Annotated in this window: 20 protein-coding genes and 1 pseudogene; 14 read left to right on the forward strand and 7 right to left on the reverse strand. The window is 29.4% G+C overall.

Annotation, left to right across the window (positions count from 1 at the left end; all coding sequences use genetic code 11):
* The first annotated feature begins 15 nt into the window (after positions 1 to 15).
* The 10 genes from BLT70_RS13415 to BLT70_RS13460 all read left to right on the forward strand — a co-directional run bounded on the left by BLT70_RS13415 (position 16) and on the right by BLT70_RS13460 (position 11290).
* Positions 16 to 726, forward strand: a complete 711-nt coding sequence (locus tag BLT70_RS13415) for a DUF547 domain-containing protein (protein WP_091895297.1) — start codon at positions 16 to 18, stop codon at positions 724 to 726.
* 38 nt (positions 727 to 764) lie between these two features.
* Complete coding sequence (locus tag BLT70_RS13420; protein WP_091895300.1) at positions 765 to 1100, forward strand: arsenosugar biosynthesis-associated peroxidase-like protein; 336 nt, start codon at positions 765 to 767, stop codon at positions 1098 to 1100.
* 197 nt (positions 1101 to 1297) lie between these two features.
* Positions 1298 to 2353 carry an arsenosugar biosynthesis radical SAM (seleno)protein ArsS gene (gene arsS, locus BLT70_RS13425; RefSeq protein WP_091895303.1) on the forward strand — a complete coding sequence of 352 codons (1056 nt, stop codon included), beginning with the start codon at positions 1298 to 1300 and terminating at the stop codon, positions 2351 to 2353.
* Between the two features lie 199 nt (positions 2354 to 2552).
* Positions 2553 to 5747, forward strand: a complete 3195-nt coding sequence (locus tag BLT70_RS13430; RefSeq protein ID WP_091895306.1) for a SusC/RagA family TonB-linked outer membrane protein — start codon at positions 2553 to 2555, stop codon at positions 5745 to 5747.
* A 38-nt stretch (positions 5748 to 5785) separates the two neighbouring features.
* Positions 5786 to 7222, forward strand: coding sequence for a SusD/RagB family nutrient-binding outer membrane lipoprotein (locus BLT70_RS13435; RefSeq protein WP_091895309.1), 1437 nt, complete (start codon positions 5786 to 5788; stop codon positions 7220 to 7222).
* A 1-nt stretch (position 7223) separates the two neighbouring features.
* Positions 7224 to 8555, forward strand: a complete 1332-nt coding sequence (locus BLT70_RS13440) for a sodium:solute symporter (RefSeq protein WP_091897701.1) — start codon at positions 7224 to 7226, stop codon at positions 8553 to 8555.
* Positions 8543 to 9370: a metallophosphoesterase gene (locus BLT70_RS13445; protein WP_091895312.1), complete on the forward strand. Its 828-nt coding sequence runs from the start codon at positions 8543 to 8545 to the stop codon at positions 9368 to 9370. Before BLT70_RS13440 ends, BLT70_RS13445 begins: the two co-directional genes overlap by 13 nt.
* Before the next feature lie 6 nt (positions 9371 to 9376).
* A complete protein-coding gene (locus BLT70_RS13450; protein ID WP_091895315.1) occupies positions 9377 to 9871 on the forward strand; it encodes a rhodanese-like domain-containing protein in 495 nt (164 codons plus the stop codon).
* Positions 9864 to 10466 (forward strand): TIGR04282 family arsenosugar biosynthesis glycosyltransferase, encoded by a 603-nt coding sequence (locus tag BLT70_RS13455; RefSeq protein ID WP_091895318.1) that lies wholly within the window; start codon positions 9864 to 9866, stop codon positions 10464 to 10466. Before BLT70_RS13450 ends, BLT70_RS13455 begins: the two co-directional genes overlap by 8 nt.
* Before the next feature lie 5 nt (positions 10467 to 10471).
* Positions 10472 to 11290 carry a purine-nucleoside phosphorylase gene (locus BLT70_RS13460; protein ID WP_091895321.1) on the forward strand — a complete coding sequence of 273 codons (819 nt, stop codon included), beginning with the start codon at positions 10472 to 10474 and terminating at the stop codon, positions 11288 to 11290.
* Positions 11291 to 11483: 193 nt separating this feature from the next.
* On the opposite strand, the gene BLT70_RS13465 is transcribed toward BLT70_RS13460, so the two are convergent.
* Entirely contained in the window at positions 11484 to 13727 is a 2244-nt protein-coding gene (locus BLT70_RS13465; RefSeq protein ID WP_091895325.1) for an LruC domain-containing protein, read from the reverse strand.
* A gap of 379 nt (positions 13728 to 14106) precedes the next feature.
* Positions 14107 to 14382 carry a helix-turn-helix domain-containing protein gene (locus tag BLT70_RS13470; RefSeq protein ID WP_091895329.1) on the reverse strand — a complete coding sequence of 92 codons (276 nt, stop codon included), beginning with the start codon at positions 14380 to 14382 and terminating at the stop codon, positions 14107 to 14109.
* Between the two features lie 136 nt (positions 14383 to 14518).
* Between BLT70_RS13470 and BLT70_RS17445 the strand changes: the two are divergent.
* A pseudogene (locus BLT70_RS17445) lies at positions 14519 to 14995 on the forward strand (VOC family protein).
* Between the two features lie 315 nt (positions 14996 to 15310).
* The gene (locus tag BLT70_RS13480; protein WP_091895332.1) at positions 15311 to 15865 is read left to right on the forward strand and encodes a hypothetical protein; all 555 of its coding nucleotides are present in this window, start codon (positions 15311 to 15313) and stop codon (positions 15863 to 15865) included.
* A 224-nt stretch (positions 15866 to 16089) separates the two neighbouring features.
* On the opposite strand, the gene BLT70_RS13485 is transcribed toward BLT70_RS13480, so the two are convergent.
* Positions 16090 to 16458 carry a hypothetical protein gene (locus BLT70_RS13485; protein ID WP_091895334.1) on the reverse strand — a complete coding sequence of 123 codons (369 nt, stop codon included), beginning with the start codon at positions 16456 to 16458 and terminating at the stop codon, positions 16090 to 16092.
* Positions 16459 to 17276: 818 nt separating this feature from the next.
* Here BLT70_RS13485 and BLT70_RS13490 point away from each other — a divergent pair.
* Both BLT70_RS13490 and BLT70_RS13495 read left to right on the forward strand, forming a co-directional pair.
* Complete coding sequence (locus tag BLT70_RS13490) at positions 17277 to 18161, forward strand: sterol desaturase family protein (RefSeq protein WP_091895337.1); 885 nt, start codon at positions 17277 to 17279, stop codon at positions 18159 to 18161.
* A gap of 38 nt (positions 18162 to 18199) precedes the next feature.
* Entirely contained in the window at positions 18200 to 20290 is a 2091-nt protein-coding gene (locus BLT70_RS13495; RefSeq protein WP_091895340.1) for a S46 family peptidase, read from the forward strand.
* A 176-nt stretch (positions 20291 to 20466) separates the two neighbouring features.
* Here BLT70_RS13495 and BLT70_RS13500 read toward each other — a convergent pair whose 3' ends face one another.
* The 4 genes from BLT70_RS13500 to BLT70_RS13515 all read right to left on the reverse strand — a co-directional run bounded on the left by BLT70_RS13500 (position 20467) and on the right by BLT70_RS13515 (position 24779).
* Positions 20467 to 21198 carry a metallophosphoesterase family protein gene (locus BLT70_RS13500; protein WP_091895343.1) on the reverse strand — a complete coding sequence of 244 codons (732 nt, stop codon included), beginning with the start codon at positions 21196 to 21198 and terminating at the stop codon, positions 20467 to 20469.
* A gap of 67 nt (positions 21199 to 21265) precedes the next feature.
* Positions 21266 to 22540 carry a POTRA domain-containing protein gene (locus tag BLT70_RS13505; RefSeq protein WP_368086338.1) on the reverse strand — a complete coding sequence of 425 codons (1275 nt, stop codon included), beginning with the start codon at positions 22538 to 22540 and terminating at the stop codon, positions 21266 to 21268.
* Complete coding sequence (locus BLT70_RS13510; RefSeq protein WP_157691910.1) at positions 22540 to 23937, reverse strand: hypothetical protein; 1398 nt, start codon at positions 23935 to 23937, stop codon at positions 22540 to 22542. Before BLT70_RS13510 ends, BLT70_RS13505 begins: the two co-directional genes overlap by 1 nt.
* A gap of 8 nt (positions 23938 to 23945) precedes the next feature.
* Positions 23946 to 24779 (reverse strand): universal stress protein, encoded by an 834-nt coding sequence (locus tag BLT70_RS13515; RefSeq protein ID WP_091895352.1) that lies wholly within the window; start codon positions 24777 to 24779, stop codon positions 23946 to 23948.
* Position 24780: the final 1 nt, after the last annotated feature.

Genomic DNA, 24780 nt, shown 5'->3' on the forward strand with positions numbered 1-24780 from the left:
GAAATGAAAATAAGAATGAAAAAAATAGGTTTATTATTAGTTGCCTTTTTATTGGTGTCGCAAGTAAATGCACAAACTGCTGTTTTTAATGATTTATTACGAAAACATGTTTCAAAAAACGGAATTGTAGATTACAAATCTTTCAAAAATGACGAGGCTAAATTAGACAACTACATTTCTTATTTAGAAAAAACTTCGCCAGCAGAATCTTGGTCAGAAAATAAACAAAAAGCCTTTTGGATAAACGCTTACAACGCATATACTATCAAAATAATTTTAGAAAATTATCCATTAAAATCTATCTTAGATATCAAACAAGAAGGAAAAACTGCTTGGAAAATTCCTTTTGCTAAAGTTGGTCATAAAACTTATACGTTAGATTTTATAGAACATGAAATTTTACGAAAAAACTTTTCAGACCCAAAAATTCACGTTGGCGTAAATTGTGCTTCTGGTTCTTGTCCTAAATTAGGCAACAAAGCTTTTACAGAAGAAAACGTAGAAGCAGAATTAACGCGTTTAATGAAAGATTTCATCAACGATTCTTCAAGAAATAAAATCTCTGAAAAGAAAGTTCAAATTTCTTCAATTTTCGATTGGTTTAAGGAAGATTTTACAAAAAACGGTTCTATTATCGACTTTTTTAACAAATATTCAGAAACTAAAATTAGCCCAAAAGCAAAAATTAGTTACTTAAAATACGACTGGACTTTAAACGGAAAATAGTACTTTTATTTTTCATCCAAAATAAACAAAAAAAACAAATGTCAAAATCATATTACGATGCAGCCGATTTAAGAAAATTCGGAAAAATAACAGAATGGAATGAAGAACTTGGTAACAAGTTTTTTGATTATTATGGTAAAGTTTTTGAAGAAGGTGCACTTACTGCTCGTGAAAAATCTTTAATTGCTTTGGCTGTTGCTCATACAGAACAATGCCCGTATTGTATAGATGCTTACACAAAAGACGGTTTGCAAAGAGGAATTACAAAAGAACAAATGATGGAAGCCATTCATGTTGGTGCTGCAATTAAAAGTGGTGCAACTTTAGTGCATGGAGTTCAAATGATGAATAAAGTTAATAAATTAGAAATGTAAGCAGGCTCTAATTTTGCTTTTTAGCAAAATTTTAGAGATCGCTTATCCTGAGTTTTTCACGAAGGATCTCATGAATCAAAATAACGTGAATCGCTTATCCTCAGAAAAAATTCACTTTAGAAAACAATTGTCTTCTCGAGCGCAGTCGAGAGATTATATTTAGGTCTCGACTGCGCTCGACCTGACAGAATTAATATATGGCTACAAAATCATTAAAAGCAAGAAACAACGATATTGCAAATACATCTCGACAGATGGAAATTCTTTCTGAAGGAATTTTTGCTAATGGAGAATTACCAACTTTTGCAAACAAAATAAAAGAAACAAATCAGTTTCCTTTACGCCCAAAAACATTAGAAATTTTGCAAATAAACTTAGGTTATATGTGTAACCAAGTTTGCTCTCATTGTCATGTAGACGCTGGTCCAGATCGTAAAGAAATAATGACTATTGATACCATGAATCAGTGTTTAGAAGTCATCAAAAAAACAAATGCACATACTTTAGATTTAACTGGTGGAGCGCCAGAGATGAATCCTAATTTTAGATGGTTTGTAGAAGAAGCAGCTAAAGCCGGAATTAAAGATTTTATTGTTCGCTCTAACTTAACAATTATTAGAGCTAATAAAAAATATTACGATTTACCAGAATTCTTTAAAAAACACAATGTACATATAGTTTCTTCAATGCCTCACTGGACGCGTGGAAAAACAGATAAACAAAGAGGAAGTGGAGTTTTTGATAAATCTATAAAAGCTTTACAAGAGTTAAATGCAGTAGGTTATGGTATGCCAGATTCTGATTTAAAATTAGATTTAGTGTACAATCCTTCAGGTGCATTTTTACCTGGAGATCAAATGGCTTTAGAAAACGATTTTAAAAAGGCTTTAAAAGCTGATTTTAATATTGATTTTCATAGTTTATTTGCTATTACAAACTTACCTATCAGTCGTTTTTTAGATTATTTAATTGCATCAGAAAATTATGAAGATTATATGTTTGCTTTGGTTGATGCTTACAATCCTGCTGCTGTTGAAAATGTAATGTGTACAAATACACTATCTATCAGTTGGGATGGTTGGTTGTATGATTGCGATTTTAATCAGATGCTAAATTTAAAAGTAAACGCTAAGGTAAAGCACATTTCAGAATATAATGAAGAGTTATTGCAAAATAGAAATATCATCATTAACCAACATTGCTATGGTTGTACTGCAGGTGCAGGTAGTAGCTGTCAGGGGGTTGTAGCTTAAAATTTAAAGCAACAACCCATGCTATTTAATTATTGTATTTGCAAAAAATAAGTATAATTATTATGAATAACTTATTGTATTTGTAAAAAACGCATTTTTTCAATAATATAACGCGTATTTTAATCTATGTTTTTGTATTTTGTGCATATCTCGATTTTATCACAAAAAATTAACCAAAACAAAAAATAAATCATTTTAAATGAAGCACCTTTATCTGTGGATGTTTTTACTCTTTACAAGTATTAGCATTTCACAAACTAAAATTACGGGTACAATTACCGATAAAAAAACCAAAGAAAAACTCCCTTACGTAAGTATTACCTCGTCACCAAAAAACGGAACAGTTTCAGATATTAACGGATTCTACTCCATAACTGTTCTAAAAGAAAACAAGTTTCTTACTTTCTCTTATTTGGGTTATAAAACTCAAAAAATACCAATTAACAATCTAACAAACATCAACATTCAATTAGAAGAAGATGAAACAGGTTTAGATGAAATTGTTGTAACAGCTTTGGGTTTAAATAGAAAAACCAAAGAGTTAGGTTATGTTGTGCAAGAAATAAAAGCAAAAGATGTTGCTAATGTAAAAACAGTAAATTTTTTAGATAATTTATCTGGTAAATTAGCAGGTGTAACTATATCTCAAGGAGCAACAGGTGTAGGTTCATCTTCAAAAATTACAATTCGAGGTGAGGCTTCTTTCTCTAATAATAATCCGCTTTTTGTTGTAGATGGTACACCAATAAACAATAATTCAGTATTTAATTTTACAAACGAAGCTGCTGCTGGTTTTCAAGAAATTGATTTTGGTAATGGTGCTATGGATGTAAATCCAGATGATATAGAATCTATAACAGTTTTAAAAGGGCCAAGTGCTGCAGCTTTATATGGTACACGTGCATCTAATGGAGTTATTGTTATTAATACTAAAGATGGTAGTAAGAAAAAAGGATTAGGAGTAAGTATAAATTCATCCATAACTTTTGATTCAGCTTTTCGTTTACCCGATTTCCAAAACGAATATGGACAAGGAAATTCAGGAAATTTCGAATATGTAGATGGTTTAGGTAGTGGAGTAAATGATGTAATTACCTATTCTTGGGGGCCAAAATTAGATGCAGGTAATTTAATTCCTCAATTCGATTCTCCAGTAACTTTAGCAGATGGAACAGTAGTTAGAGGTGGAGATACTTCTTTGTATAATGGTTTGTCAATTACACCAACTTTATTTGAATCTAATCCAGATAATTTAAAAGATTTTTATCAAACAGGGGTTACAACCATTAATAATATAGCTATTAACGATAGTTTTGAAAGAGGCTCTTACAGATTGTCTATTACAGATTTAGATAGTGAGTCTATAATTCCTGGTGTAAATTTAGAACGTAAAACAGCTGCTTTAAAACTAAATTTTAATCCATCAGAAAAAACAAAAATTACAAGTTCTATAAATTATGTAAACTCAAGTTCAGATAATAGACCAGCAAATGGTTATGGTAGTGAAAACGCCAATTATTCTTTAGTAGCTTGGGGTCCAAGATCGTTGAATATAGATAACTTACGCAATTATTGGCAACCAGGTTTAGAGGGTGTACAACAATATTCATTTAACTATACCTATTTCGATAATCCGTTTTTTATTTTACACGAAAACACAAACTCATTTAATAGAGATCGCGTTTTTGGGAACATTGCCTTACAACATTATTTTACAGATAATTTAAGTGTTTCTTTACGTTCAGGGATGGATTTTTCATCAGAAAATAGAGAGTTTAAACGTAATTTTAGTAGCAATCGTTTTAAAAACGGAGCGTATGCAGAGCACGATGTTTTTTACAGAGAAATTAATACAGATTTTTTAATTAATTACAATAATAATTTTGGTGATGTTTCTTTTGATGTTTCATTTGGAGGAAATCGTTTAGACCAAAATGCATCAACCAAACAAACACAAACTACAAATTTGGCTCAGCCAGGTATTTTTAGTTTAAATAATGCAGCTTCGCCTATAGAGGTTTTTGAGTTCGAATCTAAAAAACGAATCAACTCGCTTTACGGAATTGCAAAATTAGGGTATAAAGATTATCTGTTTTTAGATATTACAGGACGTAATGATTGGTCTAGTGCTTTGGCTACACCTTTTTCTGTAGATGGCACATCATTCTTTTACCCTTCAGTATCTACTAGTTTTATTTTATCAAACTACACAGATTTGCCAGAAAGTATCTCTTTTGCAAAATTAAGAGCAAGTGTTGCACAAGTGGGTAATGATACAGATCCTTATCAAACTTCAGGCGCGTTTGTATCTCAAACAACTTTTAATGGTCAAGCCACTTTTAGCAATCAAGATTTTATACCAAATTCAGATTTAAAACCAGAAATTACAACTTCTTATGAGTTGGGTGCAGATTTGCGTTTCTTTAAAGATCGATTAAATATCGATTTTACATATTATAATGCTACCACAAAAGATCAAATTATTTCTTTACCAATTCCAATTTCTTCAGGTTATAATCAGCAAGTAATTAATGGAGGAAAAGTAAATACAAGTGGTGTAGAAATTATTTTAGGTGGTACACCTATTAGAAATGAAAACTTTAAATGGAATACCACTTTTAATTTTGCAAGTAACAAATCTGTAATTAAAGATTTACCTCAAAATGATGGTCGTTTAACTTTAGCTTATAGTAGAATATACGACAGTGCTAATCAAACAGTTTGGTTTCAAGTAGAAGAAGGAGGTCAAATAGGTGATATGTATGGAACAGGTTATGAAAAAAATGCTGATGGAGAATTTTTATTAGATGATGATGGAAGATATATTGCCAATAATGAGTTGATAAAAATTGGGAATTACAATCCAGATTTCACTTTAGGATGGAACAATTCCTTTACCTACAAAAACTGGAATGCAAGCTTTTTGTTTGATTGGAGACAAGGAGGAGAAATTGTATCTAGAACAAGAGCTTTAGGTAATGTTGGTGGGCAATTAGCAGAAACAGCCTACAGACCAGATGCAGGTATTATTGCACAAGGGGTTAATGTAAATACAGGTTTACCTAATACTGTTGCAGTAACTGCAGAAAGTTATTATAGACAGTTTTACGATAGAAATCACGAAGAAAATAATGTGTATGATGCTTCTTTTTTAAAATTACGTCAATTTTCAATTGGTTATGTTTTAGAGTTAAACGAAGGTTTTTTAGGGTTAAAAAACCCGTCTACAATGAACTTTTCTTTTATAGGTAATAACTTATTTGTAATTACAGAAAATCCGCATTTCGATCCAGAGCAAGTTGCTGTACAAGGTAATGGTTTTGTAAGTGGAGTTGAAGATATGAGTTATGCAACTAGCAGAAGTTTAGGTTTTAAAGTAGGTTTTAACTTCTAGTTTTCACTAAGGTGAAAATCGAAATAAAAAATAATACAATGAAAAAAATTATATACATATTCGCAATTTTAGCATTTATAACTACAAGTTGCACCAAAGATTTTGAAGAGATAAATACCAACCCAAATGCTCCAGTTGCTGTACAACCCAGTTTGTTGTTAAGACAAGTTATTTACGATTTTGGTGAACAAATGAGTTACGAAGGTTTTGTTGCAGGAGATTTATTAGCACAACACAGAACAGCTTTAGATTTTAATTTATTTGATAGACACGATTTAAAAAGTCCACAATTAGGGGGTAATCCTTGGTCTATTTTTTACGTTAATTTACGTGATAATGAAATCATTTTAAATAAGAGTAGAGAAACAGCTGCTTATGCTGTTTACGAAGGGCCTGCTTTAATTTTAAAAGCATATATGGCTGCTGGGTTAACAGATTTATTTGGTGATGTTCCTTATTTTGATGCTTTTAATGGAGTTGATGGATCTGTTACTCCACAATACGATTTACAAGAAGATATTTATCAAAACGAAAACGGAATTTTAGATAATCTAGACAAAGGTATTGCAGCTATTAACGCTTATACAAGTTCTATTGCTTTAGAAGGTGATATTCTATTTAATGGCGATTTTCAATCTTGGATTCAGTTTGCTAATTCTTTAAAAATAAAATATTTAATTCGTATTTCTGATAAGGTTGATGTTTCTGCAGAATTACAAACTTTATTTAATAATGGCAATTACATCAGCACAAATACAGAGAATGCAGTATTTGATTTTACAAACTCAGAACCTAACAGTTTTAGATTAGCGCAATTAAGAGTTGGAGATTTCAATAACTTTGTAATGTCTGAAACTATGGAAGAAATTTTGTTTGATTTAAGTGATAATAGAATGTCAACATTTTTTAGAACTTTTGCCAACTCTACAGCAAATGAGTTTAATGGATTAATTAACGGAATAAACTCATCTACAACTTCTATAGCAATAGCAGATTATTCGCTTGCAGGTACTATTTTTAGAGAAGATACTTCTACTTTAGATGCTAATTTTATGACAGCTTGGGAAACCAGTTTTTTATTAGCAGAAGCAGCATTAAAAGGATACATTTCTACAGATGCAGAAACTTTGTATAATTTAGGAATTGCACAAGCTTTTGAATATTGGAATACAGAATTACCAACAAATTATTTAAATGGTAATGCTAATTATAATGCTGGTACATCACCTTTATCGCAAATTATTACTCAAAAATGGATTGCTGCTGTAATTAATGGTTATGAAGGTTGGGTTGAGTATAGAAGAACAGGTTTTCCTGCATTAAAAGATGTTGCTGCAAGTTTAAATAACGGTTTAATTCCTGCAAGAATGCCTTATCCTGCAGAAGCAGCAACTTTAAATCAAGAGAATTATAGTGTAGCAGAAGCAGCAACAAATGGTAATAGTTTAGATGTAAAAGTTTGGTGGAATGAATAATATGGATGTAATAAATTGGCAATGGCTTTTAGTAATATGTTCAAGTTTAATCATGTTCTTTTTATCGCCACTAGCAAAAACAACAGATGAGTTTTTTAAAGCTGTTCATAAAAAAAAGGCCCCAAATACTTTAGTATTAACAGGTAGTTTAATCATCTCCTGGATTTTTGCAAAAAGCATAACAAATGCAGCAAACCTAGGTTTAGATTATGGTTTGGTTGGTGGTGTAGCCTATGCAGGTTATTATTTGTCTTTTGCAGTTGCTGGTGTTGTTATTTATCAATTAAGGACAAAAGGAAACTATAAAAGCATTCACGAGTTTTTAACCACAAAATTCGGTAAAAAAGCAGTAGCTATTTTTTCTATTCTAATTGCTTTTCGTTTATTTAATGAGGTTTGGAGTAATACTATGGTTATTGGTAATTATTTTGGTGCGCAAGGCAGTACACCTTATTATTGGTCAATTGTTGTTTTTACCTTATTAACTTTAAGTTATGCATTAAAAGGTGGTTTAAGTAGCTCTATATTTACAGATGTAATTCAAATGGTTTTATTTTCTGTTTTACTCATCGTTATTTTAGGAACTATTTTTGCTACAGATGATTTTTCATCCAAAGAAATAATAAATTCAGGAACTTGGAGTTTTGAGCTTGGTTTAAACCTCTTTTTTGCAGCACTTTTACAATCATTTAGTTATCCTTTTCACGATCCTGTTTTAACAGATAGAGGTTTTATTTCTAGTCCTAAAGTTACCAGAAGAAGTTTTTTGTGGGCAGGTCTTTTAGGTGCTTTTTGTATTATCTTTTTTAGTTTTATTGGTATTTATGCACAATCACAAGGCTTAAAAGGTCAAGCTGCTGTAGAAGTAGGTAAAGCATTTGGCGTAGTTATTTTATTGGTTATTAATTTTATAATGATTACTTCTGCAGCATCTACCTTAGATTCTACATTTTCGTCGTTTTCTAAATTGTTAGCAGTAGATTTAAATTTAGGAAAATCTGTTTCTTTTGGTAGAATTGCAATGGTTGCAGTTGCTGTTTTAGGTACAATACCCGTTTTTTTAAATGCAGAAATTCTATCTGCAACTACTATTTCTGGAACTATGGTTATTGGGCTTACACCAATGTTTATTTTCTGGAAATATAAAGTGCCAAAAATTAGCTTTTACTTGTCTATTGGTTGTGGTTTGGTTTTTGGAATCTTATTGGTTTTTAATGCTTTTCCTCAGGCTTTAATTTTTACAGAAGGTAAATATGCAAGTTTACTTTGGGTAAATTTATGGGGAATTTTAAGTTGTATCATTTTATACTTTATTCCTAAATGGATCAAATAACACATTGCTTAGGCAAGCTATCAGGAAAAATGCTGGTTTTTGGAGGTGTTTACAGTAACTTACAAGCTTTAGAGGCTTTAAAACAAATTTCTGAAAAAGAAAACATTGCACCAGAAAACTGTATTTGTACTGGAGATATTGTTGGGTATTGTGCACAACCAGAAGAAGCAGTTCAGCTTTTTAAAATTTGGGGAGCAAAAAGTATTTTAGGTAATGTAGAAATACAACTTAGAGAAAATGCAGAAGATTGTGGTTGTGATTTTAGAGAAGGCTCTAGATGCGATAGTTTTTCGCAACTTTGGTATCCTTATGCACAAAGTAAATTGTCAGAAAATTCATTGAAATTTATAAAAACGCTACCAAATTATATTAACTTTACTTACGCAAATAAAAAAGTGAGTGTTGTTCACGGATCATTTTTTAACGTATCAGAATTTATTTATAAATCTACAGATTGGAGTGTAAAAAATCCAAATTTTAAAGCTACAAATAGTAATGTAATTATTGCAGGGCATTGTGGTTTGCCTTTCAGTCATCAGCAAGAAAATAAAATTTGGTTAAACCCTGGTGTTATAGGTATGCCTGCAAATGACGGTAATTCTTCTGTTTGGTATGCAATTTTAGATGATGCTAATGATCAATTTAGTTTTACACACAAAACCTTAGATTATAACTATAAATTAACTAGTAAATTAATGCGAAATGGGTTATTGCCAGAAGAATATTCTAGAACAATCGTTACAGGAATTTGGGATAATACAGAAATTTTACCAGCTATAGAAAGTGGTTTACAAGGTTTTGGAATTCAATTATAATCGTTTATGAAAAAAATAGTTTTACTTTTCTTAGTGATAAGCTCAGCAACTTTTGGGCAGAAAAAATTAGATAAATTACTTAAAAAATGGAATACCAGAAATGTACCCTATATGTCTGTAAAAACTTTGGCTTTACCAAAAACAGATGCAATTTTATTGGATGCTAGAGAAGAAAAAGAGTATAAAGTAAGTCATTTAGAAAATGCAATTTGTGTTGGTTTTGATAATTTTAAATTAGAGGAAACTATCGCAAAATTGCCAGAAGATAAAAAAGCAAAAATTGTTGTGTATTGCTCTTTAGGTATTCGCTCAGAAATTGTTGCGGATAAGTTGATAAAAGCTGGTTATACCAATGTTTATAATTTGTATGGTGGAATTTTCGAATGGAAAAACGCCGATTTTAAAGTAATAGATACTTTAGGTAATAACACAGAAAAAGTACATGCTTTTAATAAAAATTGGAGCAAATGGCTAAAAAAAGGAAAGAAAGTTTATGAGTAAAAATTTGCTATTAATATTTACAAGAAACCCAGAGTTAGGTAAAGCAAAAACACGCTTAGCAAAAACAGTTGGTGATAAAATTGCATTAGAAATTTATAAATTTTTACTGCTAAAAACTAGAGATATTTCATTAAAAGTAAATGCAGATAAGGCCGTTTATTATTCCGTCAAAATCAGAGAAAATGACATTTGGGATGCAAGCATTTATCAAAAACAACAACAATTTGGTGAAGATTTAGGTATCAGAATGTTAAATGCTTTTAAAAATGGTTTTGATTCTGGCTACGAAAAAGTAATGATTATTGGTAGTGATTTGTACGATTTAACAACAGAAATTATAGATGATGCTTTTTATCAATTAAATAATAATGATGTTGTAATTGGTCCTGCAGAAGATGGTGGTTATTACCTTTTAGGGATGAATTTTTTAGAAGAAAAAGTATTCAAAAATAAAGATTGGGGTACAGCAAGTGTTAGAGCAAAAACCATGTTAGATTTAAAGGATAAAAAAGTACATTTGTTAGAAGAATTAAATGATGTAGATGTTTTTGAAGACATTGAGTTTCATCCTGCATTTCAAAAATTTTTAAAATAAAAGTAATGAGTAAGCAAGAACAATTAGCACAAACTATCGATTTTTTAGCATCAGCAGGAATTACAAATCCAGAAATAGGAATCGTTTTGGGTACAGGTTTAGGGAAATTAGTTAATGAAATATCCATAGAAAAACAAGTTGCTTATACAGATATACCAAATTTTCCTGTTGCAACTGTAGAGTTTCATTCAGGTAAATTAATTTACGGAGAAATATCAGGAAAAAAAGTACTTGTAATGTCTGGTCGTTTTCATTTATATGAAGGGTATACTCCTTGGGAAGTTACTTACGGAATTAGAACAATGCACGGATTAGGAATCAAAAATTTGCTAATTTCTAATGCTGCAGGTGCTATTAATTTATCTTACAAAAAAGGCGATTTAATGTTGATTGAAGATCACATTAATTTGCAAGGTCAATCTCCATTAGCCTTTAAAGGGGCAAATACTTTTGGTAATATTTTTGCAGATATGTTAGCACCATATTCAAAAGAAATCAACTCAAAAATTATTGAAGTAGCAAAAACGGAAAATATTCTTTTACATCAAGGAACTTATGCAAGTGTATTAGGTCCTCAATTAGAAACTAGGGCAGAATATAGAATGTTACAAATTTTAGAAGCTGACGCTGTTGGCATGAGTACAGTTCCAGAAGTAATTGTTGCCAAACAACTAAATTTACCTTGTGCAGCTATTTCTGTGTTAACTGATGAATGTGATCCTAAAAACTTACAACCTGTAGATATTGCAGAAATTATTGCAATTGCTGGTGAAGCAGAACCTAAAATGATTACTCTTTTTAAAGAAGTAATTAAAGTTTTATAATTTAGATATTTAAAACAGCATTTATCCAAAGAAAAAAAATGTAAAGTTTACTATACAAAGTAAGAGTTTACTTGAAATTATTTCAGAAATTAAAAACGATTTTTGAAATCTAATTTCTTCATTTTTATCACAAAAAAATCCCTCAATACTATTTACTTAATAGTATTGAGGGATTTAAATTTATGACTTAACTTTAATTTAAGTTAGATAAAATTCTGTTTCCATTAATGTTTGAATACCAATCTAAAGATGAATTTGAGATTACAAAATCATCAAAATTAGGATACGCTTCTAATATTGAAACTCCTTCTTTTGGCCAAGGTAAATCCATTGGCAAATCATTTAACACCCAAGGAAATCCGTTAGAGTTTACAAAAAGACTTGTAATTACAGAAGAACTATCATCACATCTTAAAAAATTACTAGAATCATTATACATAGAAGGATTATTTAAAGCTGCGTAATTAGCATGTAATTTATTATACAATGGATGAATTTCATGACCTAATTTTCCATCTTGTAATAAAAATTCATCATAAGCTCCGTTTATATTTAAAACCTTTCCAGAAATTACAGGAATAACTGTATAATCTTCACGAGCTGTATTTACAATTGCACCAGTATTACTAGTATATATAGATTTAATATTATTAAAGATAAATAACGTTGTTTTATTTTCGCTATCATGTAATCTTTGTATTCCTGTTGCTGAATAATAAGTTGAATTTTCTAAACTTAAAGTTGCATTATCATCTTCATCCATAACTCTTAAAACAAAACTGTTATTAAAAGCTCCTCCCATTGCAGGAAACTTATAGTCAAATGCAATCTCTGTTACAGAACCACTTGTGTTAACCCCTTCACTATAACTGTAATTGTGTACCAAGTCATTTAAATCATAATCTCCCATACATGGATATAAATCTTCGTATATCGTTGTAAAAAAACTATTTTGTCCTTGTGGATAATTATAAGATGATACATTTGGGTTGTTATCATCTACATCTACACCTGCAATTACACCATCTTTATCTTCGTCAATTAAATTATTATATCCTGGAGAACAACCTCCTGATGAAATAAAAGTAGTACATGTGCTCAATACCTTGTTATTTCCCATGTCGTCTTTAAAACTATCAGAGCAAATATCTAATTCCCCTTCAAACCTTGAATTTCCATTAAAAGTTATAGCGCCAGTTTCTATAATAGAATATGCTTTACTTCCTTTTATTTTAGCATTAGACATAATACTAGCACATTTAAAAATAGAACCTTCTTTAATAGAAACTTCTCCATTAGAATTATTTGTAAAACTCCCTGTAACCACTGTATAAGAAGCATTATCAAAATTAACTTTTTGATTATTTATAAAATTTCCAGAAATAATAGTTCTACATTCATTTTCAAAATCTCCTTTACTATTGACAGTAAAATGCCCAGCAACATTAAGAGTTGAATTTTCTTTATTATGAAGATTACCAGAAACTGTAACATGTCCGCCTACATTTATTGTACCACCTTCATTATCAAAATCTCCTTTATCTCTAACACTTAAAGAGCCAGAAACATTAAAAACACCTTCATAATTTTCTACATCATTAGAAGAAACATTAAAAGCTCCAGTAATATTTGCTGTTCCCCAGTTCTCAAATTTACTATCTTCTTTAACCTCTAAGTTTGTACCATTAAAAGTACCAATATTGTAAATAGTAGAATTTATAGATCCTGAAAGTGTTAAAGTTGCACCACTAGCTACATAAATAGTAAGCTTACCACCATTATCATTTAAATAACCTGGTTTCCAAGAACCTCCACTACAGATATATATTTCTGTTTTTTTATCAACATTAATTCCTTGAGTTGAATTATTACTTATTTTAAAATCGCCATTATCGTTGCCAGAAAAATCTTTATAATCATCACAACTCCAAGTTGGTGCATCTTTTTGAGCGTATGTTACACTTGTTTTAGCTGCTGTAGCGCTTTTAGCTTTAGCTTCAGTTTCATCTTCATCAACATCTACTACTTCTTCATCTTCAATAATTAAACTTTCTAATTCTGCAGGTGTAACTATCCATTCTCTTGTACCTGCTGCTAAATCTGCTTGTACAGATAATAAACTTACATGATTTGGTACTTTAACAATACTATTTATTGATGTATTTCTGTCTATTGCACCACTGTATATTAATTTATTCTCATCATTTTCAATTTTATAAATTCTTACTTTAACAATGTCTGCACGAGAATCTTCTGATAAATTTATATTAGTATTTTGCAATGCAATTGGTCTTAAATCATGACCTTCTGGTACTACTAATGTTGTTATGTCATCAGTAATATATTCAACTATTTCAGTTTCGCCTTTTGGTAGTTCATTAGTACAACTTAGTAATAATGCAAAGGAAAAAATTAGTGTAAAAAATTTAGTTTTCATAATAATTGGTATTGGGTTAATTGTAATAAATTTATATTTTCTTTGTTATTAAAAATAAGAATCTCTTAAATCTTGTATAAAATTATAGTTTTTAACTCTATTAAAAATTTTTACACGTTAATTAACCAATTAATATCGACGACTTGACTTTTTAAGCAGACAAAAACACTTAAAAAAACAGGTATTAAGCTTACCTTGTTACAATCTTATAAACCAGATTTACTCAATTAACTCTTAAAATTGAAATGAGTAAATTTTACACCAGGAATAAGGATTCTTCATTAATAACTAAATTCTTGATATAATTTTACAAGAAAAAATACAACAAGCTAAAACTATAAAAAGTAATACAACTTAAAATACACAACAATTTATCTAATTAACTTTTAACATCTTCTAAAACCCATTTATCTAAACTTCTTAAAATATTTTCAAGCGATTCTCCTCTTTGACTTAATTTATATACAACTTTTGGAGGAACTAGCTGATAAACTTTTCTAGAAATAAGACCATCTTTTTCTAATTCTCTAACAGTTTGGGTAAACATTTTGTTAGAAATGCCTTCTATTTGTTTTTGTAAAACTCCAGAACGCAAACCATCTTCTAATAAATGAAATAGAATTAAAGGTTTCCATTTTGTGTCTATTAAATTCATTGTATAATTTAAAGGACAGTTATTATTTTTATCCAAATTATAATTTCATCTTACTGATTATCATTATTTTACTATTTTTAGTAAATTATTGCCTACAAACAAATATAAATTAATTTTGCACTTTTAATTAAATATTATGATAGCTAATAAAAATTACCCTAAATCATTTTCTCATATTGGTCTTACAGTACCAAATATATGAGAAGCTGTAAAATTCTATATAGAAGTTATGGAATGGTGCATTATTTTGGAAGCTGCTACTGTTAAAAAAAGAAACCGAAACAGCTATTGGTCAAATATGCAATGACCTTTTTGGAAACGACTGTACTGAATTTGAAATTGCTCATTTAGCAACTTCAGACGGAATTGGAATTGAATTATTTTCTTTTCCTAACGGAATTAAAGAAGCACCAGAATTTAATCCTTTTAATACTGGTCTTTTCATTTTTGCATACAAGATCCAATTATTAAAGAACTTATTGATAAAATTTTTTCTTACGGAGGAAAGCAAAGAATGCCAATTTGAGAATATTATCCAAAAGCTAAACCTTTTAAAATGTGCTATGTAGAAGACCCGTTTGGTATTGTTTTTGAAATTTACACACACAGTTAAGAGTTAACTTACTCTTCTGGCGCTTACGCTAAATAAACACTTACTAATAAAAATAAATAAGGCATAACTGTTAACTTATAAATAAAAAATTAGCAAACATAATTTGATATTTTGTGTCAAAAAAAATCAATAGAGGAAAAAATTTAACTTTCCTCTTTTTTCGTTTGATAAACATTTTCGTTTTAAGTTATATAATTTTATCTTTTATCTAAAACAGTAAGATTTTATAACTAAAAAGGTATTTGTAACTTTGCAAGTACAATGAAACCCATCGCTCGGATATATTTCTTTAAACAACGTTACCCAACATAGAAAATGAAACTCAAAACATCAATAATAATTTTAATTCTTTCTTCTTTAGTAATATATTTATTGTTTTCCAATTCTAATGTTAGGAATATTAATAACTTCAACTTATTACTGAATATTTCTGCCATTTTAATAGTAATTGGAATTATCGGATTTATTATTTATTTAATAGCTAAAGAAAGTAGGAAAATTAAAAATATTACTATTGGACTGGTTTTTATTTCATTAGCAATAAATTCTTACGTTGGATTTTATAAATATCAAATGAATAAAAGGAATAAAATTCTTTCGGAATATTATGAATTGAAATCTTGTAAAGAAATGGAAACTCGATTTGCAAGTGATTTAAAAAAAGAAGAAATAAAGTATTTCTTTTACGGAATTGGTTATGATACGGAATTAGCAAAAATATTAGACAATAAATATAAAATAGAAACTTTCGGAATGGGTTGTCTGATTCAATCTGAATTTGAGTGTTATAATAATTTAGTCTATAAATATCTGAAAGAATCACACAATGAAACAATAAATGATATTTACAGAAAAATAGATAATGAATAAAAAACGTTGGGTAACAAAGTATATAATTTATTGCTGGCTTCTTGCTTACTTGCGAAAGTCCTCGCGGACTTTCTTTGTCCGTAATTATTTAGTAAATTAGTTGCTTGAAACACGCAACAAACCATATACAACAACGATAGCGAGTGCTTAAAGTAAAGTATGTAGTTCTTCTAAAATCAATACTATTCAACTAAAAAAGTTCGAGCTGATGAATTTTCAATATTTCAGTTTTGATCAATAGCATTAAATATAACACTATAAGTTCCAATTTCTGGTGGTGTGAAACTTTCGGAAATAACAAGTTCTGTTTGAGTACTTTTAGAGCTATTAACTGTTTTTGCAAAGACAACAGTTCCGCTATCATTTATAACTGTCAGTTTCATTGATGCAATTTTTGTATCATCAACCCCTAATGCTTTTAAACTCACCTTATCTGCCTCTGGCCATGCGCCACCCCAATATCCTACATAAGTTTGATTTAAATTAGGACTTTGAATTAAAACTGTTAGTGCAGTTGTATCTGTTTTTTCCTCTTCATTAGTTGAGCTACTCGTATATATTACACCGAGTACTAGTAAGGCAATTAATTTCATTCATCATTGAAATGGTCACGGATTACAAATCCGTGCCAGCGGGGTAAATAAAACTCTAATTTAATACCCAATGAATACAATACTGCTTACACACCTACTCTATTCAAACTATATTCGCTGCTGATGGAGCTGCTTAGCATCTCTAAATCTAGCACATCTGTGGTAATCGCTTGTATAATGTACTATTCTTTTTTATTTTGAATACTGTTGGTTCTTTTTAGTAATTCTGTATCTTATGCCTATAATTTTTGATTATTTTTTGTGTATCTTTATCCAAGCATTGTTTTTACAAGCTATTTCATCGCTTTGTTAAAATACTACAATTTTCAATAAACTATACTAGTATTTTTAATCAACTATACTAGTATGTTCTGCCAACTTTACTAATACTTTTAGAAAACTCTCCCTATTCGATGACAAATAAGTTACTGACCGGTGATAAAAAAGTTACTAACGCGTGTCAAAGTTGCTCCTTTAAGCAATTACCACTAAAACTCGTTTATAAAGATTGCCAAACTATAAAATATATTTCGCAATACTTTTACGCTTTTAACATTAATGATTTAAAAACATTTTTACACGTATTCTTGTCAAAGTACCTCCTAACTATTCAAATGCTGACACCTGTTTTTACGGATCCTTTTCCAACAGTAATTGCAAACTAAAAAGCAGCTATTTCTAAATTGGGTGTATCAAAATTATTTCAACCTTAATACGTAATGAATATATTGTATAAATTAGATTTTTATTACGACTAGTATAAAAGTGACACCAAGAGTATCTATAATTTAAAATCTCTTTGTAAATTTGAATTTATCATGGACACCTACTTAGATATTATAAAAAATTCATACAATGGTTATTGGAATTACCTCCAAAAATCTGTATTGATGGAACTCAATTGGGAAAATTATTTCTACGGATTAATCCTCATATCTTTAGTAGTTTGGAGTTTAGAAATGCTATTTCCTTGGCGCAAAAATCAAGCTGTTTTTAGAAAAGATTTTTGGCTAGATACATTTTACATGTTCTTTAATTTCTTTTTATTAAACCTTATTATATTAATTGCCCTATCCAATTCAGCCGCACAATTATTCAACGATGTTTTAAGTATTTTTAATATCTCAATTTCAGATTTTCAACTTTTCGAAATCAACGATTTTCCTTTTTGGGCTAGAATTTTAGTCTTCTTTATTGTTGTTGATTTTGTGCAATGGTGTACGCACAGACTGTTACATCAATTCGAATTTCTTTGGAATTTTCACAAAGTACATCACTCTGTAAAAGAAATGGGTTTTGCTGCACATCTACGTTATCATTGGATGGAACCTGTTGTTTACAGTTCATTAAAATACATTCCGTTAGCAATTATTGGCGGCTTTAACGCCCAAGATGTTGCACTTGTGCATTTCTTTAATATTACCATTGGGCATTTAAACCACGCAAATATTAATTGGGATTATGGTTTTTTAAAATACATTTTAAACAACCCCAGAATGCATATTTGGCATCATGCAAAAGAGTTGCCAAAAGAACGAAGAAATGGTGTTAATTTTGGAATTACACTAAGTATTTGGGATTATATTTTTAAAACCAATTACATTCCCTATAATGGTAGAGATATAGAACTTGGTTTTGATGATGACGAAAATTTCCCTAAAGATTTTATGCATCAAGAAATGTATCCTTTAGTTAAAAAGTAAAGCTTTCCGTACCTTTATGCCACTTAATTTTTATCTATATGAAATATATTAAAATAGTACTTTTTTTCTTTGTTGTACAAATATCTGCACAACAAGGAGGTATGTGGATTCCTTCTCTTTTAGAAGGAATGAATGAACAAGAAATGACTTCTTTAGGAAGTAAGTTAACAGCAAAAGACATTTACAACGTAAACAACTCTAGCTTAAAAGATGCAATTGGGCATTTTAATGGCGGCTGTACAAGTGAAATAATATCGCCAAAAGGGTTAATTTTAACAAACCATCATTGTGGTTTTGGACAAATTCAGGCACACTCTACTTTAGAAAATGATTATTTAAAAGATGGTTTTTGGGCCATGAATTTAAATGAAGAATTACCAAACCCAGGATTATATGTAGAATTTATTGTTCGTATAGAAGATGTAACAGACAGTGTTCTATTAGGTGTAAATGATTCTTTAACTGAAAGAGAAAAACAATCTATTATTACAAAAAATGGGAATGCTTTACAAAAAACAACCGAGAAAGAAGCTTGGCAACAAACCAAAATAAAATCCTTTTTTCAAGGAAATCAATTCTTTTTATTTGTTACAGAACGCTTTGAAGACATCCGTTTAGTTGGTGCACCACCAACAAATATTGGTAAATTTGGTAGCGATACAGACAATTGGGTTTTTCCTAGACATACTGGCGATTTTTCTATGTTTAGAATTTATGCTGATAAAAACAATCATCCTGCAAAATACAGTAAAGACAATGTTCCTTACAAACCAAAACATTTTTTACCCGTTTCTTTAGACGGTGTAGAAGAAGGCGATTTTACTTTAGTTTTTGGTTTTCCAGGAACTACAGACGAATATTTACCTGCCGTTGCCATTAAACACATTACTCAAGAATACAACCCAACAAATATTGCTATTAGAGAAGCTGCTTTAAAAGTGATTGATGCAAAAATGAAAGAGAGCGATGCAATTCGCATTAAATACGCTTCTAAACAAGCTAGAATTGCAAATTATTGGAAAAAATGGATTGGAGAGAATTTAGGTATTCAAAAAAGTAACGCAATAGAAAAAAGACAAGAGTTTGAAGCTACTTTTACAAAAGCATTACAAGAAAACAACTTAACAGAAAAATATGGAAATATACTTCCAGAATTTGATAAATTGTATACAGATTTTGCGGCTATAAATATTAAAAGAAGAAACTTTATAGAAGTCTTTTTAGTAACAAATGAATTAATGTCAATGACTTTTAGAGCTTATCAATTTGAGCAAGCTGTTACTAAAAATCCAAAAGACTTAGACAAGGCAAGGGCTTCTATAGAAAATACTTTAAAAAGTATTCATAAAAATTATGATGTTACTGTAGACAAAGGCGTTTTTGAAAATGTAATGCCTTTTTATACTAAAAATATAGATGCTACTATTTATGATAAAACAGCATTTACCAATTTAAATACCGCTTTAGGTTTATTTAATGGAAAAGCTAAAAAGGTACTTAAAAAATTAAATAATGATGCTGCATATCAATATGCAAAACCTATGATTGAAGCTTTTTACACCAGTATTAACAAAGAATACTCAGAAAAAAATGCACCTATTGTAGCGCTTCAAAAAGAATACATGAAAGCTTTAATGGAAGCTTTACCAAATGCACGCTATTTTCCGGATGCAAATAGTACTTTACGTGTAACTTACGGGCAAGTTAGAGGTTATGCGCCTAGAGATGCTGTTTATTACAACCCTGTAAGTTATTTAGATGGAGTTATTGAAAAATATATTCCTGGAGATTATGAATTTGATGTTCCAGAAAAATTACGTGAACTTTATAAAACTAAAAACTATGGAGAATATGCTGATAAAAACGGGAAAGTACCTGTTTGTTTTTTAGGCACAAACCATACAACCGGTGGTAACTCTGGCAGTCCTGCAATAGATGCAGAAGGTAACTTAATAGGCTTAAATTTTGATAGAGTTTGGGAAGGAACAATGAGTGATATGAACTACGATCCTGAAATTTGTAGAAACATCATGGTAGATTTAAGATATGTTTTATTTATTGTTGATAAATATGCCGGAGCTACTCATTTAATCGATGAAATGACATTAGTTCATCCTAAGAAAAAATAACTATTTTTTTTATTAAAAAATAAGAAGGTTTATGAAACATCAAAGTTAATGTTTCTTAAACCTTCTTTTGTATTAAAAATCAAAGTATTATTGTCACTAAATAGTAATATCTAGTAGAAGGTTTCGATATCGTTTCTCATTTGAAATATCAAAACAAACCATAAGTAATATAAAAATTACTTATTTCTACCTTTTTCATTTGGGTATAAACCTGGCAAATTATCACTCTGAAAAAATTCTTTAGTTTCTATATTTAAACCTGTTATTTTTCCCTTAAAAGCAGCACCAGTATCTACATTCCAAACATTGGCAATGTTTATTGGTGAAGTTTCATTATAGTTTGTTGTTGGCGTATGACCTATATAAATTTCTTTGTAATGCTGTAATCGCTTCGGATAAAACATAGAATCTTTTTCAATACTTTTATCCATTACCAAAAGCATTTCCCACAAAGATCTGTCTAAATAAAACAATTCTTGAAACTTTTCCTTTTCAACTCCATGTAAAGAAGTAAAACCTGCATGCAAAAACAATCTTTTTTGATTATCTAAATGATATAAGGGCAAATTTTCAAAAAAATGAAGATGCTGTTGTTTTTTCTCATCAGAAAAACCTTCATAACTTTCCATGGTTTCTTTACCTCCATGCAAAAACCAAGAAGGATTTACATCGTTTGAATCTTTTAACCAGTTTTGACACCAAACATCATGATTTCCTTTGATAAAAATACAGTTAATTTTTTCTGATAAACCAATTAAAAAGTCAACAACCTGTGCAGATTCGCTCCAACCATCAACATAATCGCCCATAAAAATAATGGTGTCATCTTCTTTAACTTCTAATTGATTTAATACCTGTAGTAAGGCTTTTAATCCTCCATGAATATCGCCAATTGCAAAAGTGCTCATCTAAATTTTGTTTTTGCAAAACTAAGGGTTTCATTTTAAGTTACTAGAAACTAATATTAAATTTAGATTAAAAATATTGCCCAATTCCAAAAACCAGACCTCCTTTAGATTGACCAGGATTGTTAGAAATTCGAAAACCATAATCGACTCTAAAAGTAGCATTGTATATTTTTTTACTGATAAAACGCAAACCTAAACCAGAATATACTCTTAAATTTTTACTTTCAAAAAAATCATTTATTTTTCCTCCAGGATTTCGCCAAGAACCAAAATCAGTAAAAATATTGGTTTGAATTGCTAACCATTTTTTATCGTAGACTGTTTGTCTATACTCTGTATTCCATACAAAACTTCCTGTACCTCTATCAACCAAAATACCGGTTCCGCGTAAGTTTACATTATTATCTAAAGCAAAAGGTGCAAAAGGTGTTTTTTCATTTGTTGATAAACCAAAACGCAATCTATTTGCCCAGTTTCCTTTATCACCAATTATTTTGTAGTAAAAAAAATCGTTCCAAGCAATAAAAAAATCTTTTTGAAAAGGATTTTTTGAAGTTACAAACTGCGTGTATAAAACACTTTTAAAACCGTTTATATATTGATAATTATAGTCTAAATTATCATAAGTATAAACAAATTTAAGCTGCACTTTATTTAAATCTAAACTTAGAGGAATAGAATCGTCTGTTACGCCAGATAAATATTGATATTTTTCATTAAAGAAATTAACACTAAAAATAAGCTGATTTTTTAAATCAACTTGATACGAACCCAACACTTCAAAAGAAATATTATTGTATAAATAATTAGCCGTTTCATCTTCGAAATAAAGTGGCTCTTCACTTTTCCAGTTTTTATGATTTAACTCTAAACCCCATTTTTTAGAAAATAAATTGGGCGCACTAAAATTAATACCGTAAGAATGAAATCCGTTATTTTGATAAAAACCTCCAAAAGTCATATTTCTTCCTAAAAAATTATAATCATAGAGACCTAATTTATAAGAAATTGGTTTATTTGTTGTGCTCCAAAGATTTAATTTTGGTATTATCGTATAATTTTCTTCTATGTTTAACAAAACTGTATAAAAATTATCATGAGAATGAGATACTTGATAATACACATTGCTAATTGCTGGCAATCTTTTTAGAAGAACTATATCTTTTTCTATCGTTAAAGAATCTAAAACGATTCCTTTTTTTGTTACTAAAAGTTTATGAAGAAAAGATGCTTTAATCTTTTTTTCGCCTTTAATTTTAACATCAGCAATTATATTTTCTTGAGAAAATAAAAGTGACGAAAATAAAATAAAAAGAAAAAGAAAAATATTTTTATACCACACTATTCAACTATAAATGATTCTTGAATAACCAAATTTACCCAATTATCATCACTTATACCCATTAATGTAAATTTATATTCATCATCTAAAATTAAAGTTTCTGGTGTTTCTAAATTTATGGTTGATGTTACATTAGAGTTATTATTATATTGAAACGTTTTTTCTGTTGTAAATGTGCCAGATAAAAAACTACTTTCACTGTCTGTAATTACCTGAAAATAAGTAGAGCTATCTAAATAAGTACCATCTAACCAAGTAAATTTTGGATTTAAAGATTCTGGATATTCGATCGTAACATCTGTAAACCATTCTGTAGGTTTTGTTACATTTTTTATTTTTATTGGATTTGATTTATACAAAACCTCATCAACAACAAACGTAACAATACCCCAACTTTCTTCATCATCAGTTCTTGAAAATCTTCTAAGTTTACCACCAAAAGCTGCTGCATCTGTTAAATCTTTTCTTCTATAATTACTAAAGTCATTTTCATCAACAGTTAAGCTTTCTGTTTCATAATATCTCATTTCAGAAAAACCAAGTAAGGGATAATAATAAATGTATGATAAACTTTCTGATGAGCTACTACTTGCTGCAAAAGCTGTTCCGGTTTCTATAGTTTTTTCTGAATTATCATCTAAATACTCTTGTAAATTTTTTAGCATAAATGTTTTCTGAATCACTAAATTAACCCAGTTATCATCACTAATTGCCATCATAGTAAATAGATATTCTGTATCTTCTTCTAAATCATCTGGAGTTTCTGGAACATTAATATTTTTAACAATATTTGATGAATCAAAATAATTAAAAACTTTATCATATGTAAAAGTCCCTGAAATAAATTCATCATCTTCTGTTCTTGAAATTGCTTCAAAATAAATTGTATTTCCCGATATTCCAAAATCTGACCACGTAAAATTTGGCGTTAATGTTTCTGGATATTTAATTGTTGCAACATCGGTCCAACCGGTTAAACTTGTTTCATTTTTTAAATGAATAGGATCAGATTTATGCAACTTTCCATCTAACATATAAGTTACCAAACACCAATTATCTTCTGAATCTGATCTTGAAAAACTTTCTAATTTTCCACCAAAAACATCTGTTATCGTTAATTCTTTTCTTCTATATTTAGAAAAATCAGTTTCATCAATATTTAAACTGTCTGCTTCATAATATCTAATATCTGTAGCACCTTCTTCTGGATAATAATAAATATAAGAATTACTTTCTCCTGTACTTGCTGCAAAGGCAGTAACTTCTCCTAGTTCTTTGTTTGATATAGATGCCACATAAGCCTCTAAATTTCTAGGAGTTGTAATATCACTATCTTCTGAACAAGAAAAAAAGAACATTGAGAAAGCAAGAAGTAATAGAAAACAGATTTTCTTCATAAATTAATTTAAATTTGAAATGTCATTATTGGTAAGGTCGAATGGTTCGAAATATCTTCAGAAATACTACCAGCAACAATATGAGATAATCCTTTTCTACCATGTGTAGCTACCGAAATTAAATCTGCACCCACAGCATTAGAAAAACTTAAAATACCTTTTTCTATAGTTTTTGCACAAACAAAATTTACATTTATAAATCTATCTATATGACCTTCTGCAGTCATTAAAAAGTTGTTAGCTAAAGCATCCATTTCTGGAGTTGTTAAAAATTTATCATTGGGTAAATTTACATACAAAAGATGAATTTCTGCATTTAAAAAAGCTAAAGAAGTTAGCATTTTTTTAAAAGCTGGTATTGATTCTTCAGAAAAATCGGTTGCGTAAACAACATCAGAAAAATCTACATCATTTAACTCATTTTTAATTACTAAAACTGGCGTTTCTGCATACCTAATAACAATCTCGGTATTTGAACCTGTAAAAAATTCTTTTAACCCAGTTGCTCCATTAGAGCCCATAATTATTAAATCTGCATTTATTTCTTTAGCTATTTCATTTATTTCGCTAAAAACTTTATAATGCTTAATAATAGGAATTATTTTAACACCTTTTAAATAGCTTTTTTGCAAAAACTTTTTAAAACGTTCTTCTGCTAATTTTAAAAAGAAGACTGATTTTTCTTGACTAAAATCTTCACTTTGAGACAAATTAATCTCTTGAATATCTAACATATGCAAAGCATAAACCTCTGTTTTAACTTTTTTTGAAAAAAGAGCTGCAGCCTTTAAAGCGTTTTCTGAATGTTCTGAGAAATCTATTGGTACAATAATTTTTTTCATG

The sequence above is a fragment of the Polaribacter sp. KT25b genome, assembly GCF_900105145.1.
Taxonomy (GTDB): Bacteria; Bacteroidota; Bacteroidia; order Flavobacteriales; family Flavobacteriaceae; genus Polaribacter.